Source organism: Dyadobacter flavalbus, from assembly GCF_006149045.1.
Lineage (GTDB): Bacteria > Bacteroidota > Bacteroidia > Cytophagales > Spirosomataceae > Dyadobacter > Dyadobacter flavalbus.
This window is the reverse complement of record NZ_VBSN01000038.1, coordinates 360,211-375,740: the sequence shown is the minus strand read 5'-3', so window position 1 is coordinate 375,740 and position 15,530 is coordinate 360,211. Positions and strand designations below refer to the sequence as shown.

Sequence of the window (15,530 nt, the reverse complement as noted above, 5' to 3'; positions counted from 1 at the left end):
AAATGATGGTTTATAGTGTCATGATAAAAATTAATCCAGCAATCCTTTGTAGCTTGAATCTTTCGGGACATCAACGGATCGTCTGGGCGAAGGAGGCGAATCCAGCTGGATCAGTTTGAACTGTCCGGAATTATATGCTTCCAGCATGGCCTGACCTTTATCCGAAAGCAAGCCGTTCTGAACATCCACGCCGTTGATGAAATCCAGCGAAAGGTCCATAGCTCTTTTCATTTCACCCAGTTTCTGGCTCATGTCATCCTGAATGTATTCCATGGATTCGTCAAAATAGAACTTTTTGTCCGGGTTGCCCTTGAAAATACTAATTGCTGTTCGCAGCGCGTTGGAGCTTTCCTTCACAATCCTGTATTCTGCTTCTTTCAGTTTTACCTTGATTTCGGTTTCCTTGATGATGTAATCGGCACTTTTATTGACCTTTTCCATGAATTCAAGAACCGTTTTCATGTTGCGCTGCAACGGAAAAAGCTTTTCGTTCATTTCCTGAAGACCCGCACCTTCAATCGTTGCCAGCGAAGCAGTTTCTTTCATGCCCGGTCTGTCCAGCATTGTACTTGCCTTGTTTGCTTCTGCAAATTTCTGCTTGATCTGCTCATTGTTCTCATTGATATTTTTGTTGAGTTTTACAAGCTGTCCTGCAAGTGTATTGATCTGGCCCTGCATTTTTTCTCTTTTCTCTTTAAGATCTTCAATGTAGATTTTCATAATGGCAATCGGGTCCAGCTTGATGACCAATCCGGTAATATTGCGCATCAAAGTTTTAAACAGAAAGAAAACAGCCGTGCGTACGTCTTTGCTCGTAAACAGAAAAATGACAAGTGCCAGAACGGCCATCAAAAATCCGAGGTAAAGCGTATTTTGTGTTACTTCAATCAGAAATGCTGCTATCTTGTTCCAGTAATATAATGCTAAAGCACCTCCGGCGCCGAGGAAAAGAAGGGATGTAATGCCTTCGGGTTTACTCCAGTACGACCGTTTTGAGCCGTCGTCCTGAGAACCGCCAATCTGTGAGAAATCTGGTGTTGCCATTGTAGTGGATCGAATTGTTAGGTTATTTTAAATATTGGTTAATCTTGAACAGATCCGATTTGATCTGTTCAACAAAACTCAGGTAAGTAATCTCGAAGTTGTCCTTGTTTGTATTGATTCTGGCGCTCTGCTCTGAAACTTCACCGGAAATCTGGCCCAGCCGATTTTTATTTTCATCCATTTTCTTCTGTAATTCAGCCATTTGCTGCGCAATGGCAATATTGGAATCTTCCAGCCGTCTCTGTTCTTCCTGCAACGCACCGACACGGTCTTTGATTGCTTTTTCAACATCTCTTAAAAACGATTCCCGGTCTTTGTCAAGAAGGGCAAGGTACTGGTTTGCCGTTGTGCTGAGAACCGACGTATCCGAAATTCCGCCCATTGCCTTGAAGCTTGCCCACGCTGCCTGAAACTGTTTTTCCTCGCCAAGGCCAAGTCCTTCCATGCTTTTGAGTGCCTGTTTATACTCGAAATAATCCGGTCCGGGCAAGTTTGCTTTTTCCAGCAGACCGGCAAAATGTTCGACAAATTTCCTGTCGATTTCTGCCGTTCCCGCTACATTGGTGACTTTTGGAGCAGCAGCCGTTTTGGGCATTTCCGGTGCATTACTGGTTATCGTGGCCTGCTTTACAGGTTCTTCATTTTCCTTGATAAAAAAGCTGAGTATTTTTTTTCCTATACTCGGTTCAGAATCTGCCATAAGCTTGTGAAATGTTAAGATTCATTGATTTTATTAAGTCAATATTACTAAAATTAAAAGTATTTAGTATCGGGTGTTAGTTACCAGTGGTATCCTGCATTGATAAATCCACATAATGTTTGGATGAATTTTACCATGTTCTTGAATACTGACTGATTTTTACGCAAGTTTACAAACACAGAATTATTATGCCTGTATACTTATTATCAATAAAAGAATACTAAATCCTTATGCTCAAACTGGGTTTTAACAGTGCCATCCTTGCTGATTTCGGCATGGAACATGTTGTAAATTTTGCCGGGAACAACGGTTTTGCCTGTGTGGAAATGATGTGCTGGCCGGCCAATAATGCCGACAGCCGCCGCTATGCAGGCGTTACACACATTGATGTCAGCAATCTTTCAGATCAGATTGTTTCCGAAATAAAGCACCGGCTTCATGAAGCAAATATATTTATCTCCGCATTGGGTTATTATCCCAACCCGCTTGATCCCGATCCGAACCGTTCCGAGTTTTTTATCGAACACATCAAGCAAGTAATCCGCGGGGCTGCAAAGCTGGGCATTCCGGTTGTTACCACTTTTATCGGAAGAGATCAGTCCAGAAATATCAAGGACAATCTGGCGCGGTTTGCAGATGTGTGGCCATCCGTTATCAGGGTGGCGGAAGAGAACAATATCAAAATTGCCATTGAAAACTGCCCGATGTTTTTTACGGATGATGAATGGCCGGGTGGTAAAAACCTGGCATTCAGCCCTGCAATCTGGGACAAAATGTTTGAAATAATTCCAAGTCCTTTATTCGGGTTAAATTATGATCCGTCGCATATGGTCTGGCAGATGATGGATGAAATCAAGCCGATTTACAATTACAAGGATCGGCTGCATCATATTCATCTGAAAGATGTCAAGGTTTACAAGGACAAACTGGACCGTGTTGGTATTCTGGCCAACCCGTTGGAATATCATTCACCCAAACTGCCCGGACTGGGCGATGTAAACTGGCGGGGATTTTTCGCTGCGCTGACAGACGTGCGTTATCGCGGGCCGGTGGTTATTGAAGTGGAAGACAAAGCTTATGAAGGAAATATTACGGATGTCCAAAGCGCTATTCTGACGAGCAGGAATTATCTAAAGCAATTCCTTGGTTAAGCAAAACAGCCGCCGCAAAGTGTCAGAAGCGGCGGCTGTTTGCTTTGGATTTATCTGGCAAGAAAGTTTTTCAGCGGAACAAAAAATCTGTCAAAGTCTTCAATATGAGGTAAATGGCCAATATTGTCGAGTTCAACCAGTTCACTGTTTTTAATTCTGGCTTTTGTTTGTTTTCCAAGTTCCGGATAATTTCCGAGTGTTTTTCGGACTTCTTCGGAAGCAAGGTTTTTGCCCACGGCGCTTCTGTCGCGCTGACCGATGATCAGTAAAGTCGGTGCTGTAATTTTTTCAAATTCGTAGCAAACCGGCTGTGTGTAAATCATATCATAGGTGAGTGCCGAGTTCCAGGCTACAACCGGATAGTCTTTGTTCAAAGTCCAGCCGGCCAGCAAATTCACCCATTTTGTATAACTGTCTTTCCATTTTCCGTCATAATAGCTGTTAAGCTGATAATTTCGGATGGAATTAAAATCACTTTTCAGTTCACTCTGGTACCATTTATCCACAGATTGAAAAGGTACTTTCAACTTGTAATCTTCCAGCCCGATCGGATTTTCAAGGATAAATTTTTCGACTGTTTCCGGATACATAACAGCAAACCGCGTAGCCACCATTCCACCCATCGAATGGCCTAACACGGCAATTTTATCTATTTTCAGATGATCAAGAATTCGCTTCGTATTGGCGGCAAGTTCATGAAACGAATACTGAAAATGCCGGGGTTTGGAAGATTTCCCGAATCCGATCTGATCCGGAATAATGACGCGGTAACCAAGTGCAGCCAGGGATTTAGCCGTTTGCTCCCAATAAGCGCCGTTGAAGTTTTTGCCATGTAAAAGCATTATGCTTTTTCCATTCGGCACTGAGGGTTTCACGTCCATATAAGCCATTTTCAGCTTTTCACCCTGCGATTCAATGGCTAAAAATGAAACTGGAAACGGATAGGTATAATTTTCAAGATGGATGTCGAGGTTTCGAAGCGTATCTTTTTGGGCCTGAACGCAAGACGCAAAAATCAGCAGAAGTATTAAAAAGGCAGGTTTTTTCATTTTACAATCCTGTAAATGCAAAAAGGATAACAACACGGTTATCCTTTTGACTACTGAAAATAATGTACCAGAATCTTAACTGATCAGTTTCGCTTTTGTTGACAAATAAGCCGTCAGCGATGCCAGAATGCCGACGATTGCAAACGACCAGCGCAGGTCAGCAAACTGTGCAACGATACCGATCAATGGCGGCCCGATCAGAAATCCGATAAAACTGATGGATGAAACGGCTGCCAGCGCCATGCCTGCCGACATGGTTGTGGACTTTCCGGCTGCGCTGTAAACCAGCGGTACAACGGATGAAACGCCAAAGCCGACCAATAAAAATCCCAGTGTTGCCGGAACCATAAAAGGAAACAAAACCGCTGTCGCAAGTCCTATTCCCATAAAACAGCCGCTGATCTGAAGCATTTTTTTTCTGCCCAGACGGTTGGCAAGCCAGTCGCCTGCAAAACGGCCGCCGGTCATGGTACCCATAAAAGCAACATATCCGAGTGTAGTCATGGACGCAGGAACATTTACAACTTCCTGAAAGTAAACGCCGCTCCAGTCGAACATGGCGCCTTCACAAACCATGGCACAAAACCCGATCAGGCCAAGCGTCAATAAATCACGGTCCGGTTTTACAAAAAGCGGCTGCGCTTCTCCGTTGTTCCTTTCGCTGTCCGGCATCGTATGTTTGTAAGCTGTAAAAATGATGACAAAAGCTGCCAGCGCGATGACGCTGAAATGAATGTGCGGAGGAATATGGACCGAAATAAAGAACGAACCGATCATGGCACTTACAAATCCTGCAAGGCTCCACAAACCGTGAAAAGATGCCATAATGGATTTGCCGTATTCCTGTTCTACGGCAACGGCCTGCGTATTAACCGCAATGTTCGTCAGATTTCCCCAAAGCCCGAATGCAAAAAGTGCAATGACAAGCTGCTCTGTCCGGGTTACAAAACCGATGAACGCCAGCGTCATAGCATAAAGGATCGCACCGATCAGCACCATTTTCTTGCTTCCGTAATGCGTAACCATCCAGCCGGAAATCGGCAGACTCGCCATCAGACCGATCGGTAAGGCAAGCAATACGGTACCCAGTCCGCCTTCGGTCAGGTGAAGCATGTTTTTAATATCGGGAATGCGGCTGGCCCAGGCTGCAAAGCTCAGGCCCTGCACAAAAAAGAAAGCAGCAACGGCTATGCGCAGGTACTTTCTGGAATCGGAGGGGGCAAATATTGAATAGTTCATAAGAGTGAAAAATGTGTCCGGCTATTTTCCGGACTGTTAATTCATGTGTATATATTATAATTTTTTTAAGTTCGTGATTTTAGTAACTGGTAATAAAATTCGGTTGCCAGTAAACAAATATGCTTTCAGCTTCAAAATTAACGGATATTTGCAGTATTTAATTCATCTAAATTGTACTTTTTTAATAATATTAAAAAGTAAGTCTTGTACTTTTCCTAGAAAACAGTTTTTATTTTTATTTATCGTTCCTGTACTTGTTGTAAATCGCGAAAAGCGTCAATAAAACCGCAAGGAATTACTATATTCACTTTTCATGCATTTATAAAAAAGGCCATTATGAGATCAGGATTTACTTTTTTGCTTGTGTTGCTGTTTTTTTCATCCGTGGCGCAGCCTGCAAAGACGGACAGAGTCAGTAAAATCAAGGCAACTTTGCCCGTTATTGAAAAACTGTACCAGGATTATGCAGAGAAAAATCATTTTCCCGCGCTTGCTTTCGGGTTGGTTGTTGACGGACAACTGCTGCTTTCCGGCGCAAACGGCTTCTCTGAAATTGCGACTTCCACAAAGGCTACGCCACAATCGCTCTTCAGAATAGCGTCCATGTCCAAAAGCGTTACCGCCATGGCTGTTCTTGCATTGCGAAAAGAAGGAAAACTGAAATTGGACGATCCGGCGTTCATGTATATTCCTGAGCTCAAATCCATGCCTTCACTGACAAAAGATGCGCCCGTCATCACGGTCCGGCATTTGCTGACGCATGCCGCAGGTTTCCCCGAAGACAATCCGTGGGGCGACCGGCAACTGGATTCAAAGGACGAAGAACTGATCGCATTGATCAAAAAAGGGATTTCATTTTCCAACGTGCCGGGTATCACCTACGAATACAGCAATCTTGGTTTTGCAATGCTTGGAAAAATAATCAGCAATGTTTCCGGCAAGCCTTATCAGCAATACATCGATGAGGTGATTTTCAAGCCGCTGGGAATGAACAACACCATTTGGGAATATTCAAAAGCACCTTCAAAACTGCTTGCACACGGTTACCGCTACGAAGATGACATCTGGAAAGAAGAAGAGTTGCTGCACGACGGCACGTACGGCGCCATGGGCGGACTGATTACTTCCATTGAAGATTTCAGCAAGTATGTTCTATTTCATTTGTCTGCATGGCCACCGAATTCAGCGCCGGAAACCGGGCCTGTTACAAGAAGCGATGTCAGGGAAATGCAGATGCCGTGGAATTTCAACAATCTCAATGCAGGCTACAAATATCCGGGCGGGCGTCCGTGCGCGATGGTTTCTGCCTATGGTTACGGACTGAGATGGAGCAAAGATTGTGAAGGAAGAACCGGGATCGGGCATACAGGCGGATTGCCGGGATTCGGAAGTCAGTGGCAAATTTTACCTGAATACGGGATCGGGATTATTGTACATGCAAACCGTACCTACGCCGGAATGGCGACGATCAATACGGCTGTGCTGGATACCATTATCGCAATGGCCGGCTTGAAACCGCTTCCTGTTAAAGTATCGGATGTTCTTGATCAAAGAAAAAGGGCGTTGCTCAAACTTCTGCCGGACTGGAAAAATGCGGAACAAAGCGGCATTTTTGCTGAAAACTTTTTCCCCGACAAATCGGTCGCACACCGCAAAAAGGAACTGGATCTTTTGCTGGCCAAGACGGGTAACATAACCGGGGTTTCAGAAATAACTGCGGAAAACCAACTACGGGGTACTTTTCAGATGAACGGGAGCAAAGGCGGCATTAAAGTGTATTTTACATTGTCACCGGAGAACCCGGCATTGATTCAGCAGCTTGATTTTGCAGAAGTGAATTAAACAAATCCGGGGCATAAGAAACGGGGATAAAGGAAATCAAACCTTACCGGTTGCTATATAAAGTAAAATTTCAATTGCCTGAATCCGGTTACTCTTCATATAATATCCTGATTATATTAAGAATAGGGCAATAGGCACGGAAGTTGTACTGTTATATAGATCACATGCTACTTTAAGCTTAAACTGTATACGGATGAGAATTTTAGGTTTGATAGTATTCGGAATGTTGTTTCTTTCATTTCATGTTGCTAAGTCCCAAACGAACGTTTATGATGTCATTGTTGCCGGAAGGACAATAGGTTCACTGAAAGTATTTGATGATAATGGAAAAGACGATACCGAAACACACCGGATTGAATCTGATTTCAAAATCATGTTCTATAAAGGCAGATATGCCACGCAAACCAATTACAGTCACGGAAAACTGGTTTCGGCTACCTGTTCGCATCATGTAAACGGCGACCTGAAAGAGAAAACACTGACCAGAAGCAGTGTCAAGCCATTATATGAAGTTATGTTTTCCGGAGAAGATGCAGAGGACAAAGCTAAGATCGAGCTGAATACGCCGATTATTTCTACCATTACAAGTTTGTATTACAAAGAGCCCGTTAACGTTCGGGAAGTTTACTCGGAACGTTACGGAAAAATGTGCAGCATTAAAAAATTATCCGAAGGCAAATACGGCATTTCATTACCGGACGGCAAACAAGCAACCTATACTTATCAGAACGGTCTTTGCAAAGAAGTGAAAACAGACCTGGCCGGTTTCAAGCTGCGTATTGTCTTGAATGCTGAAAAAACTTCTTCCCCGAAAACGGTCCTCAGATAGTTACCGTTTTCATGTTCTTTACGTCTGAATTGTTCCGGATCTCCTCGTTTGCAGATTTGACAATCACGTCATCTTCCTTGATGTCACCAAAGATTTCCAGCTTGTCTTCGCTGTTGCTCCCTGTTTTTACAGGAACCCAGACGGCTTTGTGATCCACTATTTTGATGATATAAGTTCCCTGAGGTGAATTGAGCAAAGCCGTCTTTGGAATGACAAATGCATTCGAATTTCCGCCCAAGGGAATGGAAACTTCGGCGATCATACCGGGAAGAAGTTTTCTATCACTGTTAGATATGTCCATTTCCGTGCGCTGAGAGCGTAATCTGGTATCCAGTGCTCCGGAAAGCCTGGTTACCTTTGCCGAGAAATCTTCATTGGGAAGTGACTTGACTTTAAATGTAATTTCACTATTATTCCTCAGATAACTGGTATAAGCTTCGGGAACACTTACAACCAAACGTAATTTGCGCTGCTCGACCAATGTAAATAGCGGAAACTCCGAACCCTTTCCGGAAGGGCCTACATATGCACCCGCACTGACATTCCTGGCGGTAATGACACCGCTGAACGGCGCCCGGATTTCAAGATAATTCCGGGTGTCTGTAATTTCCCGCGTTGCCGATTTTGCTGCTTCAAGCTGCGCAAAGTCTGACCTTTGTTTTGCCAGAGCCACATCCAGATCATTCTGTGAAACGGTTCCCGGCGTTTTGCTTGTTTCCAGCAAACGTTCGTAATTGGCTTTGCTTGCTTCATAAATAGCTTCCTGCGATGCCAGTCTGGACTGGCTTCCTGCAAACTGTGCGGTAAGTTCCGGCGCCTCCATGGATGCAAGCAGCTGGCCTTGCTTTACTTCGGTACCAACGTCTGCATGCAGTTTTTTAACAAAGCTGCTTACTTTGGCATAAAGATCCACTTGCTGATAAGCAATCAGTTCGCCGGGAATTTTCAGGTTGGACGAAAGTTGCTGTTTTTTTAGCGAAAAAGTTTCCAGTGCGGACGCTTCAACCGGAGCCTTGGCATTTTCTTCCTCTTCTTCGGCCTTGGATGGCCCGCATCCCTGAAGTCCTGCAAAAGCTGTAAACACAAGAGCAACAGCCAGTTTATAGTAATTTTTCATTTGCTTCAATACTTGGTTATTTGGTCATAGGAATATAAAACTTGCTTTCTTCATCTTCGGGATCGAGCGAGACACTTTGTGTACTCGCATTGCCCTGGCCCCAGGCGAATACAAGCGGCAGAATAAACAGTGCCGCAAAGGTGGATGCAATCAATCCGCCGATCACTGCACGGCCAAGCGGTGACGACTGATCGCCGGCTTCACCCAGGCCACTCGCCATCGGTATCATTCCGACGACCATCGCAACTGCCGTCATCACAATCGGGCGTAACCTTAAACTGGCAGATTCCTGCGCAGCTTCAATGGCATTACCGCTGTGCTTTCTTAATTGTTCCGCATTGGTAATCAATAAAACCGCGTTGGAAATGGAAACACCCACCGACATGATAATGCCCATATAAGATTGCAGATTAAGCGTGGAACCCGTCATCATCAGCAACGCAAGCGAGCCGAGTACAACCGCTGGAACTGTTGCAAGTACAATGGCAGAAACCTTGAATGACTGAAAATTAGCCGCAAGCATCAGGAAAATGACAACAATGGCAACAATCAGACCATTCTGAAGACTGTCCAGCGTATCGGTCAGTGTCTGGCTGAGTCCGACAAGTTCAACGGTAAGTCCCCGCGGAAGTTCACCTAATGAAGCAAGCGCCGTTTCTACATCCGCCTTTGCAATGCCCAGATCCGTATTGTTGAGGTTTGCTGTTACGGACAAAACCGGCATGGAGCCCAGATTGTCGTTTTCACCGTAGGTCGTATCCGGTGTAATCGTAGCGATGTCATTCAAAGTGGGCCGGCTTGCATTTCTGAGTAACGGAATTTCGCCAATTTCACTGATGTTGTTCATTTTGTTTTCAGGAACCTGAACCTGTACCGAATAGCTGAATCCGCCTTTTTCGTCCACCCAGATATTTTTGTCTGTATAGCGCGAAGAAGAAGTGGAAGCGATCAGTGATTTGGAAACGTCATTCATATCCACGCCGAGCTGTGCGGCACGCACGCGGTCCACTTCTATATTGATAGAAGGATATTTGTTGGATTGTCCAAGCTGAATATCCCGCAAGTAGCTGATATGCTTCAGTTTTTCAATGACCAGCTGCGCATATTTCTCATTCAGTTTTTTATCCCTTCCCGACATCCTGACCTCAATCGGAGTAGGAGAGCCCTGGCTCAGGATTTTGTCGGTAAGTTCAATGGGTTCAAACGAAAGCGCAAGGTCCGGAACCGTTACACTGATCCTTTTACGGATTTTCTCTTTCAGCTCATCCAGATTGGTGTGAAAGCCTTCTTTCAATGCGACCTGCAAAACGGCTTCCTGCGGGCCGGCCATCCACAGATAAATCGGATTGACCGAAAACAAAGCCGGGTGCTGACCGACATAGGCCGACGTAACAGAAACATTTTTGGTGCCCACTATATCCTTGATCGCCTGAATCGTAGCAAGTGTTTTTTCTTCTGTTCTTTCAATGCGCGTTCCTTCCGGTGCCCGGAGACGAACCTGAAACTGTGCGCCATTTACTTTTGGCAAAACGTCTTTACCGATATTGGTCAGTAAAAATCCGGCAGTAACCGTAGAAAGTACAAGGTATGCAATTACAATCGGTTTTCTGTAAGGAATCATACGGGCAATAAATCTTGAAAACCGTATTCTGATGCGATCAAACCGGCTGATTTTGCCGCTTTCGTTATGATCCGGTTTGTGCAGCAATGCTTCTTTCTGCGCTTCTTTATTTCTGGAAAGGCCCGAAGCTGCAAATTCTTCCGCATCGCTCATTTCGACGCCGTCTTTGTTTTTATGATGCTTTACTTTCATGATCCAGTTGGCCATAACCGGAACAAATGTCTGGGCAAGAAAATAGGAAACGATCATACTGAAACCAATGGCCAGCGCAAGCGGCAAAAACAAAGATCCCGGAATGCCGCCCATCGTAAACGCCGGTGCAAAAACAGCCAGAATACAAAACAGGATCAGCAGCTTCGGAAAAGCAATCTCCTGACAAGCATCCCAGATCGCCAGCGCTTTGGGTTTTCCCATATCTAAATGCTGGTGAATGTTCTCGATCGTAACCGTACTTTCATCTACAAGAATACCGATGGCAAGTGCAAGTCCGCTCAGTGTCATGATGTTGATGGTCTGCCCGAAAAGGTTCAGGAACAAAACGCCGGAAATAATGGATGTCGGAATCGTTAAGATCACAATCAGTGCGCCGCGCGGATCGCCCAGAAAAAGCAAAACCATTAAACCCGTAAGAATGGCACCGATTGCGCCTTCGGTCAAAAGGCTCATAACGGAGTTCATTACATAAGTGGACTGATCAAATTCATAGCTGATTTTTACGTCTTCCGGCAGAGTGCTCTGGATTCTGGGCATTGCTTTTTTCAGGTTCTGTACCACTTCCCATGTAGAGGCATCGGCACCTTTGGCAATGCTGAGATAAACGGAGCGCTTTCCGTTTACCAATCCATAGCCTGCCGTTATGTCCGCGCCGTCTTCAACCGTGGCTACGTCGCGCAGGTACAAATTCTGAACGGAACCTTTAAAAAGCGGGATATTTTCAAAATCCTTTATATTTCTAACGGTTGTATTGGTGGGCGTAATGTAGTTTTTATCACCGATCCGCACATTGCCGGAAGGCGCCGTCTGATTATTGATCCGCAATGCTTCCACCAGCTGATCCGGTGTCAGGTTATGCGAGCGCAGCAAATCCGGATCAGCTTTTACTACAATCGTACGGATGTTCCCTCCGAACGGCGGCGCAGACACAAGGCCGGGAATGGACGTAAATGTAGAACGCACGTAAACATTCGCCATGTCCAGCAATTCATTATTGGTCCGTTTTTCACTGCTCAGTACCAGTTGTCCGACCGGCAAAGTGGACGCATCAAAACGGATGATGAACGGCGGATTGGAACCCGGCGGAAATATGGCCTGCGCACGGTTGGTAAAAGCACTCAGCTCCGCAGATGCCTGCGCCATGTTGGTACCGGGATAGAAGTTGATCTTCATCAGCGTCAGTCCCTGAATATTTTTGGTTTCAATGCTTTTGATACCATTTACATACAGCAGAATGTTGATGTATTGTTTGGCAAAGAAAGTTTCCATCTGCGTAGGCGTATAACCTCCGAAAGGGTGCGCGATGTACATCACAGGCAGGTCCAGCTTCGGGAAAATATCCACTTTGATGTTCCGCACTGCATTGATACCGAAGAAGAACAAGCCGGCTACCAAAACCATAATGGTGATAGGCTTGCGTAATGCAAAACGTATTAAATCCATATTTTACCGGGAAAAGAATTTGTTCAGGGGTTTAAGGAAAATTTCAGGAAACAAGGTGTGTAGTTACTGGTTCAGGAAAAGGCCGAAATCTCCTGCCGCCGCTGCTTTCAGCAACAAGGCCTGCCAGAGATTGCTCAGTGCAATGTCGCGGTTGGTTTCAGCACGGTTAAGGATATAAAGTGCCTGTGTAAGGTCAACAATATTGCTTAGTCCGTTTTTATACAGGACACTTTTCTGCAGATAAGCATCCGAAGCCGATTGTACCTGAATCGGTGCTTCACGGAAATTGGCAACAGCATTTCTGATTTTATTTTCGGATAGGATAAGCTGGTTTCTGATCTGCTGGTCCACTACATTGTATTCTTCCTGCAGGGCACTGGAAATAAATTCCTGCGATAGTACCTGCTGGCGTGTCCGCAGCAAATTGGTCATATTCCATGTTGCTCCGATCCCGAGCAGATAATTGGCTCTGACCGGCTTGATGCCCTCAAAATAATTCTGCGTGTAAGCGTGCTGATCCGTAGCGTAAGTGGAAGAAAATCCGGCGCCGCGGCCCTGGAAAACGCCGAAAAGCGAAAGGACCGGAAGTCCGAGTGTCTGAAAATACTTCGCCTGCTGATTGCTCACCGCTACCCGGTTGGAATAATATTTCAGAAGCGGATGGTTTTTGGAAACCGTGGCGGAATCATCAATGGATTGCGGCATTTTGGTGATAAAAAGCGTATCCAGAGTAAATTGCTGATTGGTAATGCCCATCAAACGGGCCAGTACGTTCGCCTGTTCCTGCTCGAAATCCCTTGCCTGCGTAATGCTGATTTTTGCATTGGAAACCTCAGCGTTGGCGAGCGACGAATCCACACCGGGTATCAGTCCGTTTTTGGCACGCGTGACAACCACATTTTTTAATGCAGCGGCTCTTTCCAAATTGTTTTCCCAAGATTGCGTCAGCCTTTGCGCAACGAGTAAATTCAGATATGCGCCTGCTACGCGGATACTATGCTGAAACTTTTCCTGTTCCAGATCGCTCCGGTCACGGTCTACAATGGATGCCGAAACATGGATGCGCTCTTTTGCACGTCCAAAAGCAAAGAAATCCCAGTTGACATTGGTTAGATACAACGCTCCGAAGGCAGCATTCCAATTTTGCTGCGGAAGCGGCAGACCGGAGGAAGCCACTGACAGGCCCATTCCGTAAAGCGGACCGTTCTGGCCGTTGACCGTGCCGTAATCCTGCTGTGCCGACAAATTCAGATTGGGCAGATATTCCTTTTTGCTTTGCTGCAGCGTGGCCTTTGACGCACTCAGGTAATTATTCTTGGCCTTGATGGTTCCGTAATTGGCAAGAGCAGTTTCAACCGCTTCATTCAAAGTCAGTACCTGTGCGGACAGGGAAAGACTTACAAAAAACAGAATTGGAAAAAGGAGCAGGCTGGGTTTAGGTTTATTCCACATATAGAGCGTAATTGGAATTTAGAACGGCGGTTCAAATGCTGCACATTCTGCATTCGGGCATTCTTTAAATCATTGTACAAAGGTAACCCTGAAAACGGGGCAATGATGCATTGCTTCAAACATAAACTATAAAATTCAAATATCTACCTTTCGTGTATGCGATAAGATTTGGGCGTAACCCCGATCTGTTTTTTAAAAAGATTGTTGAAATAGGCCGGATATTCAAAACCCAGGCAAAAGGCAATTTCGGCAATGCTCCAGTTGGAATGCCGCAGCATGATTTTGGATTGTGCCAGAATACGCTCGATGATATGTTCCGTTGTCGTTTTGCCAGTAATTTCCTTCAGCGTGCGGTTCAGGTGATTTACATGCACGCCCAGTTTGGTTGCATAATCCTTGGCCGTTTTCAGCTTCAGTTTATGTTCGGGCGATTCGATGGGAAACTGTCTTTCAAGCAATTCGTAAAACAAAGACGATAATCTTTCTGATCCGTTGACATACGCGTTATTAAGTTCCGAAGGCTGCATTTTCATGGCTTCGTGTGCGATTACATTCACGTAATTGCGCATCAGATCGTATTTGTGAATGTAACTGGATTCATTGTCCTCGTACATTTTCCTGAATATGCCCAGCAGATAATCCTGCTGTTCCTGCGTGACAAAATAAACCGGAATGCTGTCGCTGCGAAGAATAGGGCAGTCATTGACCGTTCTCGAACGATTGATCGTACTCAGGAAGCTGTCTGTAAAAAGGCAGAAATAGCCCGTTTGTTCCTCGGAAAGCGCCTGCCAGGAATACGGTACATTCCGGTTAAAAAATACAAGTGCATTCTGGTTGATTTCAATCTGGTGATTTCCGTAAGAAAGCCTGCCTTTGCCGATGATCAGCGAAATTTTATAAAAATCCCTTCTTGAGTAGGAAGTATACTTGCTGCAGAATACCCTCGAGAAAACATTGAAATGTCCCTCATCCCCACTCAGTTTATCCGGACTCACCGACCCTTTTGCGGCTGGGTGCGTCTGATAAAAATGCTCTATGCTTTCACTCGGTATCATATGATGAAGTTATGGAATTCAAATATCCGCTACAATTATATTGTGTTAAAATGTCATTAAGTATTTGTCGTACTGATTATTGTTATACTTTTTCGGATATAAGTGATTAAAGTTGCTTCGCCTGTTTAGAATGCTGCCGCAATGGAATCTCTTCGTCCGGATTTCAGATGCGTGAAACCGCCTGTTTTATAGTTGCGGCGCGAGGTCAGCGGGTTGATTCCCGATTTTTCCTTTTGCTGCTTTACAGGAATGACAACCGCATACGCTGTTGCCCTGTATTTGGGCGTATAATCCTGATTTCCATTTTTGCGGTACGAGCTGCTGCCGGCAATCCTGATGCGGTTTTCCGCGATGCGTATTCCTTCTGTTGTGTTTTTCCGGGCCTCGGCAGCTTTGTTGGGCTGTTTATAGTTGTGAATGGAAATGCCCTGATCTATCGGCCGGGATGCTTGTGCGAAGGCATTTTGATGAAAGAAAACGGTCAGATTCAAGGAGGCCAGTAATAGAAGAAATTTGATTTTCATAACGAGGTTATTCTTTGTATTTCGTACTTGTCTTTCAAAATTACAAGTCTGATCAGTTACAGAAAATAATGTTTTCAAACATTAAGTTATAATATTCAATCATTCGTTTCTTGTTCAAAAAGCGGTTATCATTCTGAAATGAAACTATTTAGTTATTTCAAGCAGCGGTTCGTTTTTTGTATGTGAAATGAGAAAAGATTAATGGAAAGGTGTAAATGCTTATATTTAAACTTATTAATATTTTTTAGGAT

At 44.8% G+C, this 15,530-nt stretch carries 12 protein-coding genes; 3 read left to right on the top strand and 9 right to left on the bottom strand.

Annotation, left to right across the window (positions count from 1 at the left end; genetic code table 11):
- Window positions 1–30: 30 nt before the first annotated feature.
- Together FEM33_RS13275 and FEM33_RS13270 are read right to left on the bottom strand one after the other, a co-directional pair.
- Window positions 31–1,044 carry a hypothetical protein gene (locus FEM33_RS13275; protein WP_139012493.1) on the bottom strand — a complete coding sequence of 338 codons (1,014 nt, stop codon included), beginning with the start codon at window positions 1,042–1,044 and terminating at the stop codon, window positions 31–33.
- 22 nt (window positions 1,045–1,066) lie between these two features.
- Entirely contained in the window at window positions 1,067–1,744 is a 678-nt protein-coding gene (locus tag FEM33_RS13270; protein WP_139012492.1) for a hypothetical protein, read from the bottom strand.
- A gap of 230 nt (window positions 1,745–1,974) precedes the next feature.
- Between FEM33_RS13270 and FEM33_RS13265 the strand changes: the two genes are divergently transcribed.
- Complete coding sequence (locus FEM33_RS13265; RefSeq protein ID WP_139012491.1) at window positions 1,975–2,895, top strand: sugar phosphate isomerase/epimerase family protein; 921 nt, start codon at window positions 1,975–1,977, stop codon at window positions 2,893–2,895.
- A gap of 50 nt (window positions 2,896–2,945) precedes the next feature.
- Here FEM33_RS13265 and FEM33_RS13260 read toward each other — a convergent pair whose 3' ends face one another.
- Both FEM33_RS13260 and FEM33_RS13255 read right to left on the bottom strand, forming a co-directional pair.
- Window positions 2,946–3,944: an alpha/beta fold hydrolase gene (locus FEM33_RS13260; RefSeq protein WP_139012490.1), complete on the bottom strand. Its 999-nt coding sequence runs from the start codon at window positions 3,942–3,944 to the stop codon at window positions 2,946–2,948.
- Between the two features lie 75 nt (window positions 3,945–4,019).
- A complete protein-coding gene (locus FEM33_RS13255) occupies window positions 4,020–5,183 on the bottom strand; it encodes an MFS transporter (RefSeq protein ID WP_139012489.1) in 1,164 nt (387 codons plus the stop codon).
- A 336-nt stretch (window positions 5,184–5,519) separates the two neighbouring features.
- On the opposite strand from FEM33_RS13255, the gene FEM33_RS13250 reads away from it, so the two are divergent.
- Together FEM33_RS13250 and FEM33_RS13245 are read left to right on the top strand one after the other, a co-directional pair.
- A complete protein-coding gene (locus tag FEM33_RS13250; protein WP_139012488.1) occupies window positions 5,520–7,025 on the top strand; it encodes a serine hydrolase domain-containing protein in 1,506 nt (501 codons plus the stop codon).
- Between the two features lie 193 nt (window positions 7,026–7,218).
- Window positions 7,219–7,854, top strand: a complete 636-nt coding sequence (locus tag FEM33_RS13245) for a DUF6134 family protein (RefSeq protein ID WP_139012487.1) — start codon at window positions 7,219–7,221, stop codon at window positions 7,852–7,854.
- Here the strand turns inward: FEM33_RS13245 and FEM33_RS13240 are convergent.
- The 5 genes from FEM33_RS13240 to FEM33_RS13220 form a co-directional block, all read right to left on the bottom strand.
- Window positions 7,847–8,971, bottom strand: coding sequence for an efflux RND transporter periplasmic adaptor subunit (locus tag FEM33_RS13240; protein WP_139012486.1), 1,125 nt, complete (start codon window positions 8,969–8,971; stop codon window positions 7,847–7,849). The two genes, FEM33_RS13245 and FEM33_RS13240, sit on opposite strands and share 8 nt — an antisense overlap.
- 16 nt (window positions 8,972–8,987) lie before the next feature.
- Window positions 8,988–12,248, bottom strand: a complete 3,261-nt coding sequence (locus FEM33_RS13235; protein WP_139012485.1) for an efflux RND transporter permease subunit — start codon at window positions 12,246–12,248, stop codon at window positions 8,988–8,990.
- Between the two features lie 63 nt (window positions 12,249–12,311).
- Window positions 12,312–13,700, bottom strand: a complete 1,389-nt coding sequence (locus FEM33_RS13230; RefSeq protein WP_139012484.1) for a TolC family protein — start codon at window positions 13,698–13,700, stop codon at window positions 12,312–12,314.
- 143 nt (window positions 13,701–13,843) lie between these two features.
- Complete coding sequence (locus FEM33_RS13225; protein WP_139012483.1) at window positions 13,844–14,755, bottom strand: helix-turn-helix domain-containing protein; 912 nt, start codon at window positions 14,753–14,755, stop codon at window positions 13,844–13,846.
- Between the two features lie 125 nt (window positions 14,756–14,880).
- Window positions 14,881–15,279: a hypothetical protein gene (locus tag FEM33_RS13220; protein WP_139012482.1), complete on the bottom strand. Its 399-nt coding sequence runs from the start codon at window positions 15,277–15,279 to the stop codon at window positions 14,881–14,883.
- Between the last annotated feature and the right edge of the window lie 251 nt (window positions 15,280–15,530).

Excerpts from the sequence above, each read along its gene's own strand:
- FEM33_RS13275 (WP_139012493.1), bottom strand. The coding sequence starts at position 1,044 with ATGGCAACACCAGATTTCTCACAGATTGGCGGTTCTCAGGACGACGGC.
- FEM33_RS13270 (WP_139012492.1), bottom strand. The coding sequence starts at position 1,744 with ATGGCAGATTCTGAACCGAGTATAGGAAAAAAAATACTCAGCTTTTTT.
- FEM33_RS13265 (WP_139012491.1), top strand. The coding sequence starts at position 1,975 with ATGCTCAAACTGGGTTTTAACAGTGCCATCCTTGCTGATTTCGGCATG.
- FEM33_RS13260 (WP_139012490.1), bottom strand. The coding sequence starts at position 3,944 with ATGAAAAAACCTGCCTTTTTAATACTTCTGCTGATTTTTGCGTCTTGC.
- FEM33_RS13255 (WP_139012489.1), bottom strand. The coding sequence starts at position 5,183 with ATGAACTATTCAATATTTGCCCCCTCCGATTCCAGAAAGTACCTGCGC.
- FEM33_RS13250 (WP_139012488.1), top strand. The coding sequence starts at position 5,520 with ATGAGATCAGGATTTACTTTTTTGCTTGTGTTGCTGTTTTTTTCATCC.
- FEM33_RS13245 (WP_139012487.1), top strand. The coding sequence starts at position 7,219 with ATGAGAATTTTAGGTTTGATAGTATTCGGAATGTTGTTTCTTTCATTT.
- FEM33_RS13240 (WP_139012486.1), bottom strand. The coding sequence starts at position 8,971 with ATGAAAAATTACTATAAACTGGCTGTTGCTCTTGTGTTTACAGCTTTT.
- FEM33_RS13235 (WP_139012485.1), bottom strand. The coding sequence starts at position 12,248 with ATGGATTTAATACGTTTTGCATTACGCAAGCCTATCACCATTATGGTT.
- FEM33_RS13230 (WP_139012484.1), bottom strand. The coding sequence starts at position 13,700 with ATGTGGAATAAACCTAAACCCAGCCTGCTCCTTTTTCCAATTCTGTTT.
- FEM33_RS13225 (WP_139012483.1), bottom strand. The coding sequence starts at position 14,755 with ATGATACCGAGTGAAAGCATAGAGCATTTTTATCAGACGCACCCAGCC.
- FEM33_RS13220 (WP_139012482.1), bottom strand. The coding sequence starts at position 15,279 with ATGAAAATCAAATTTCTTCTATTACTGGCCTCCTTGAATCTGACCGTT.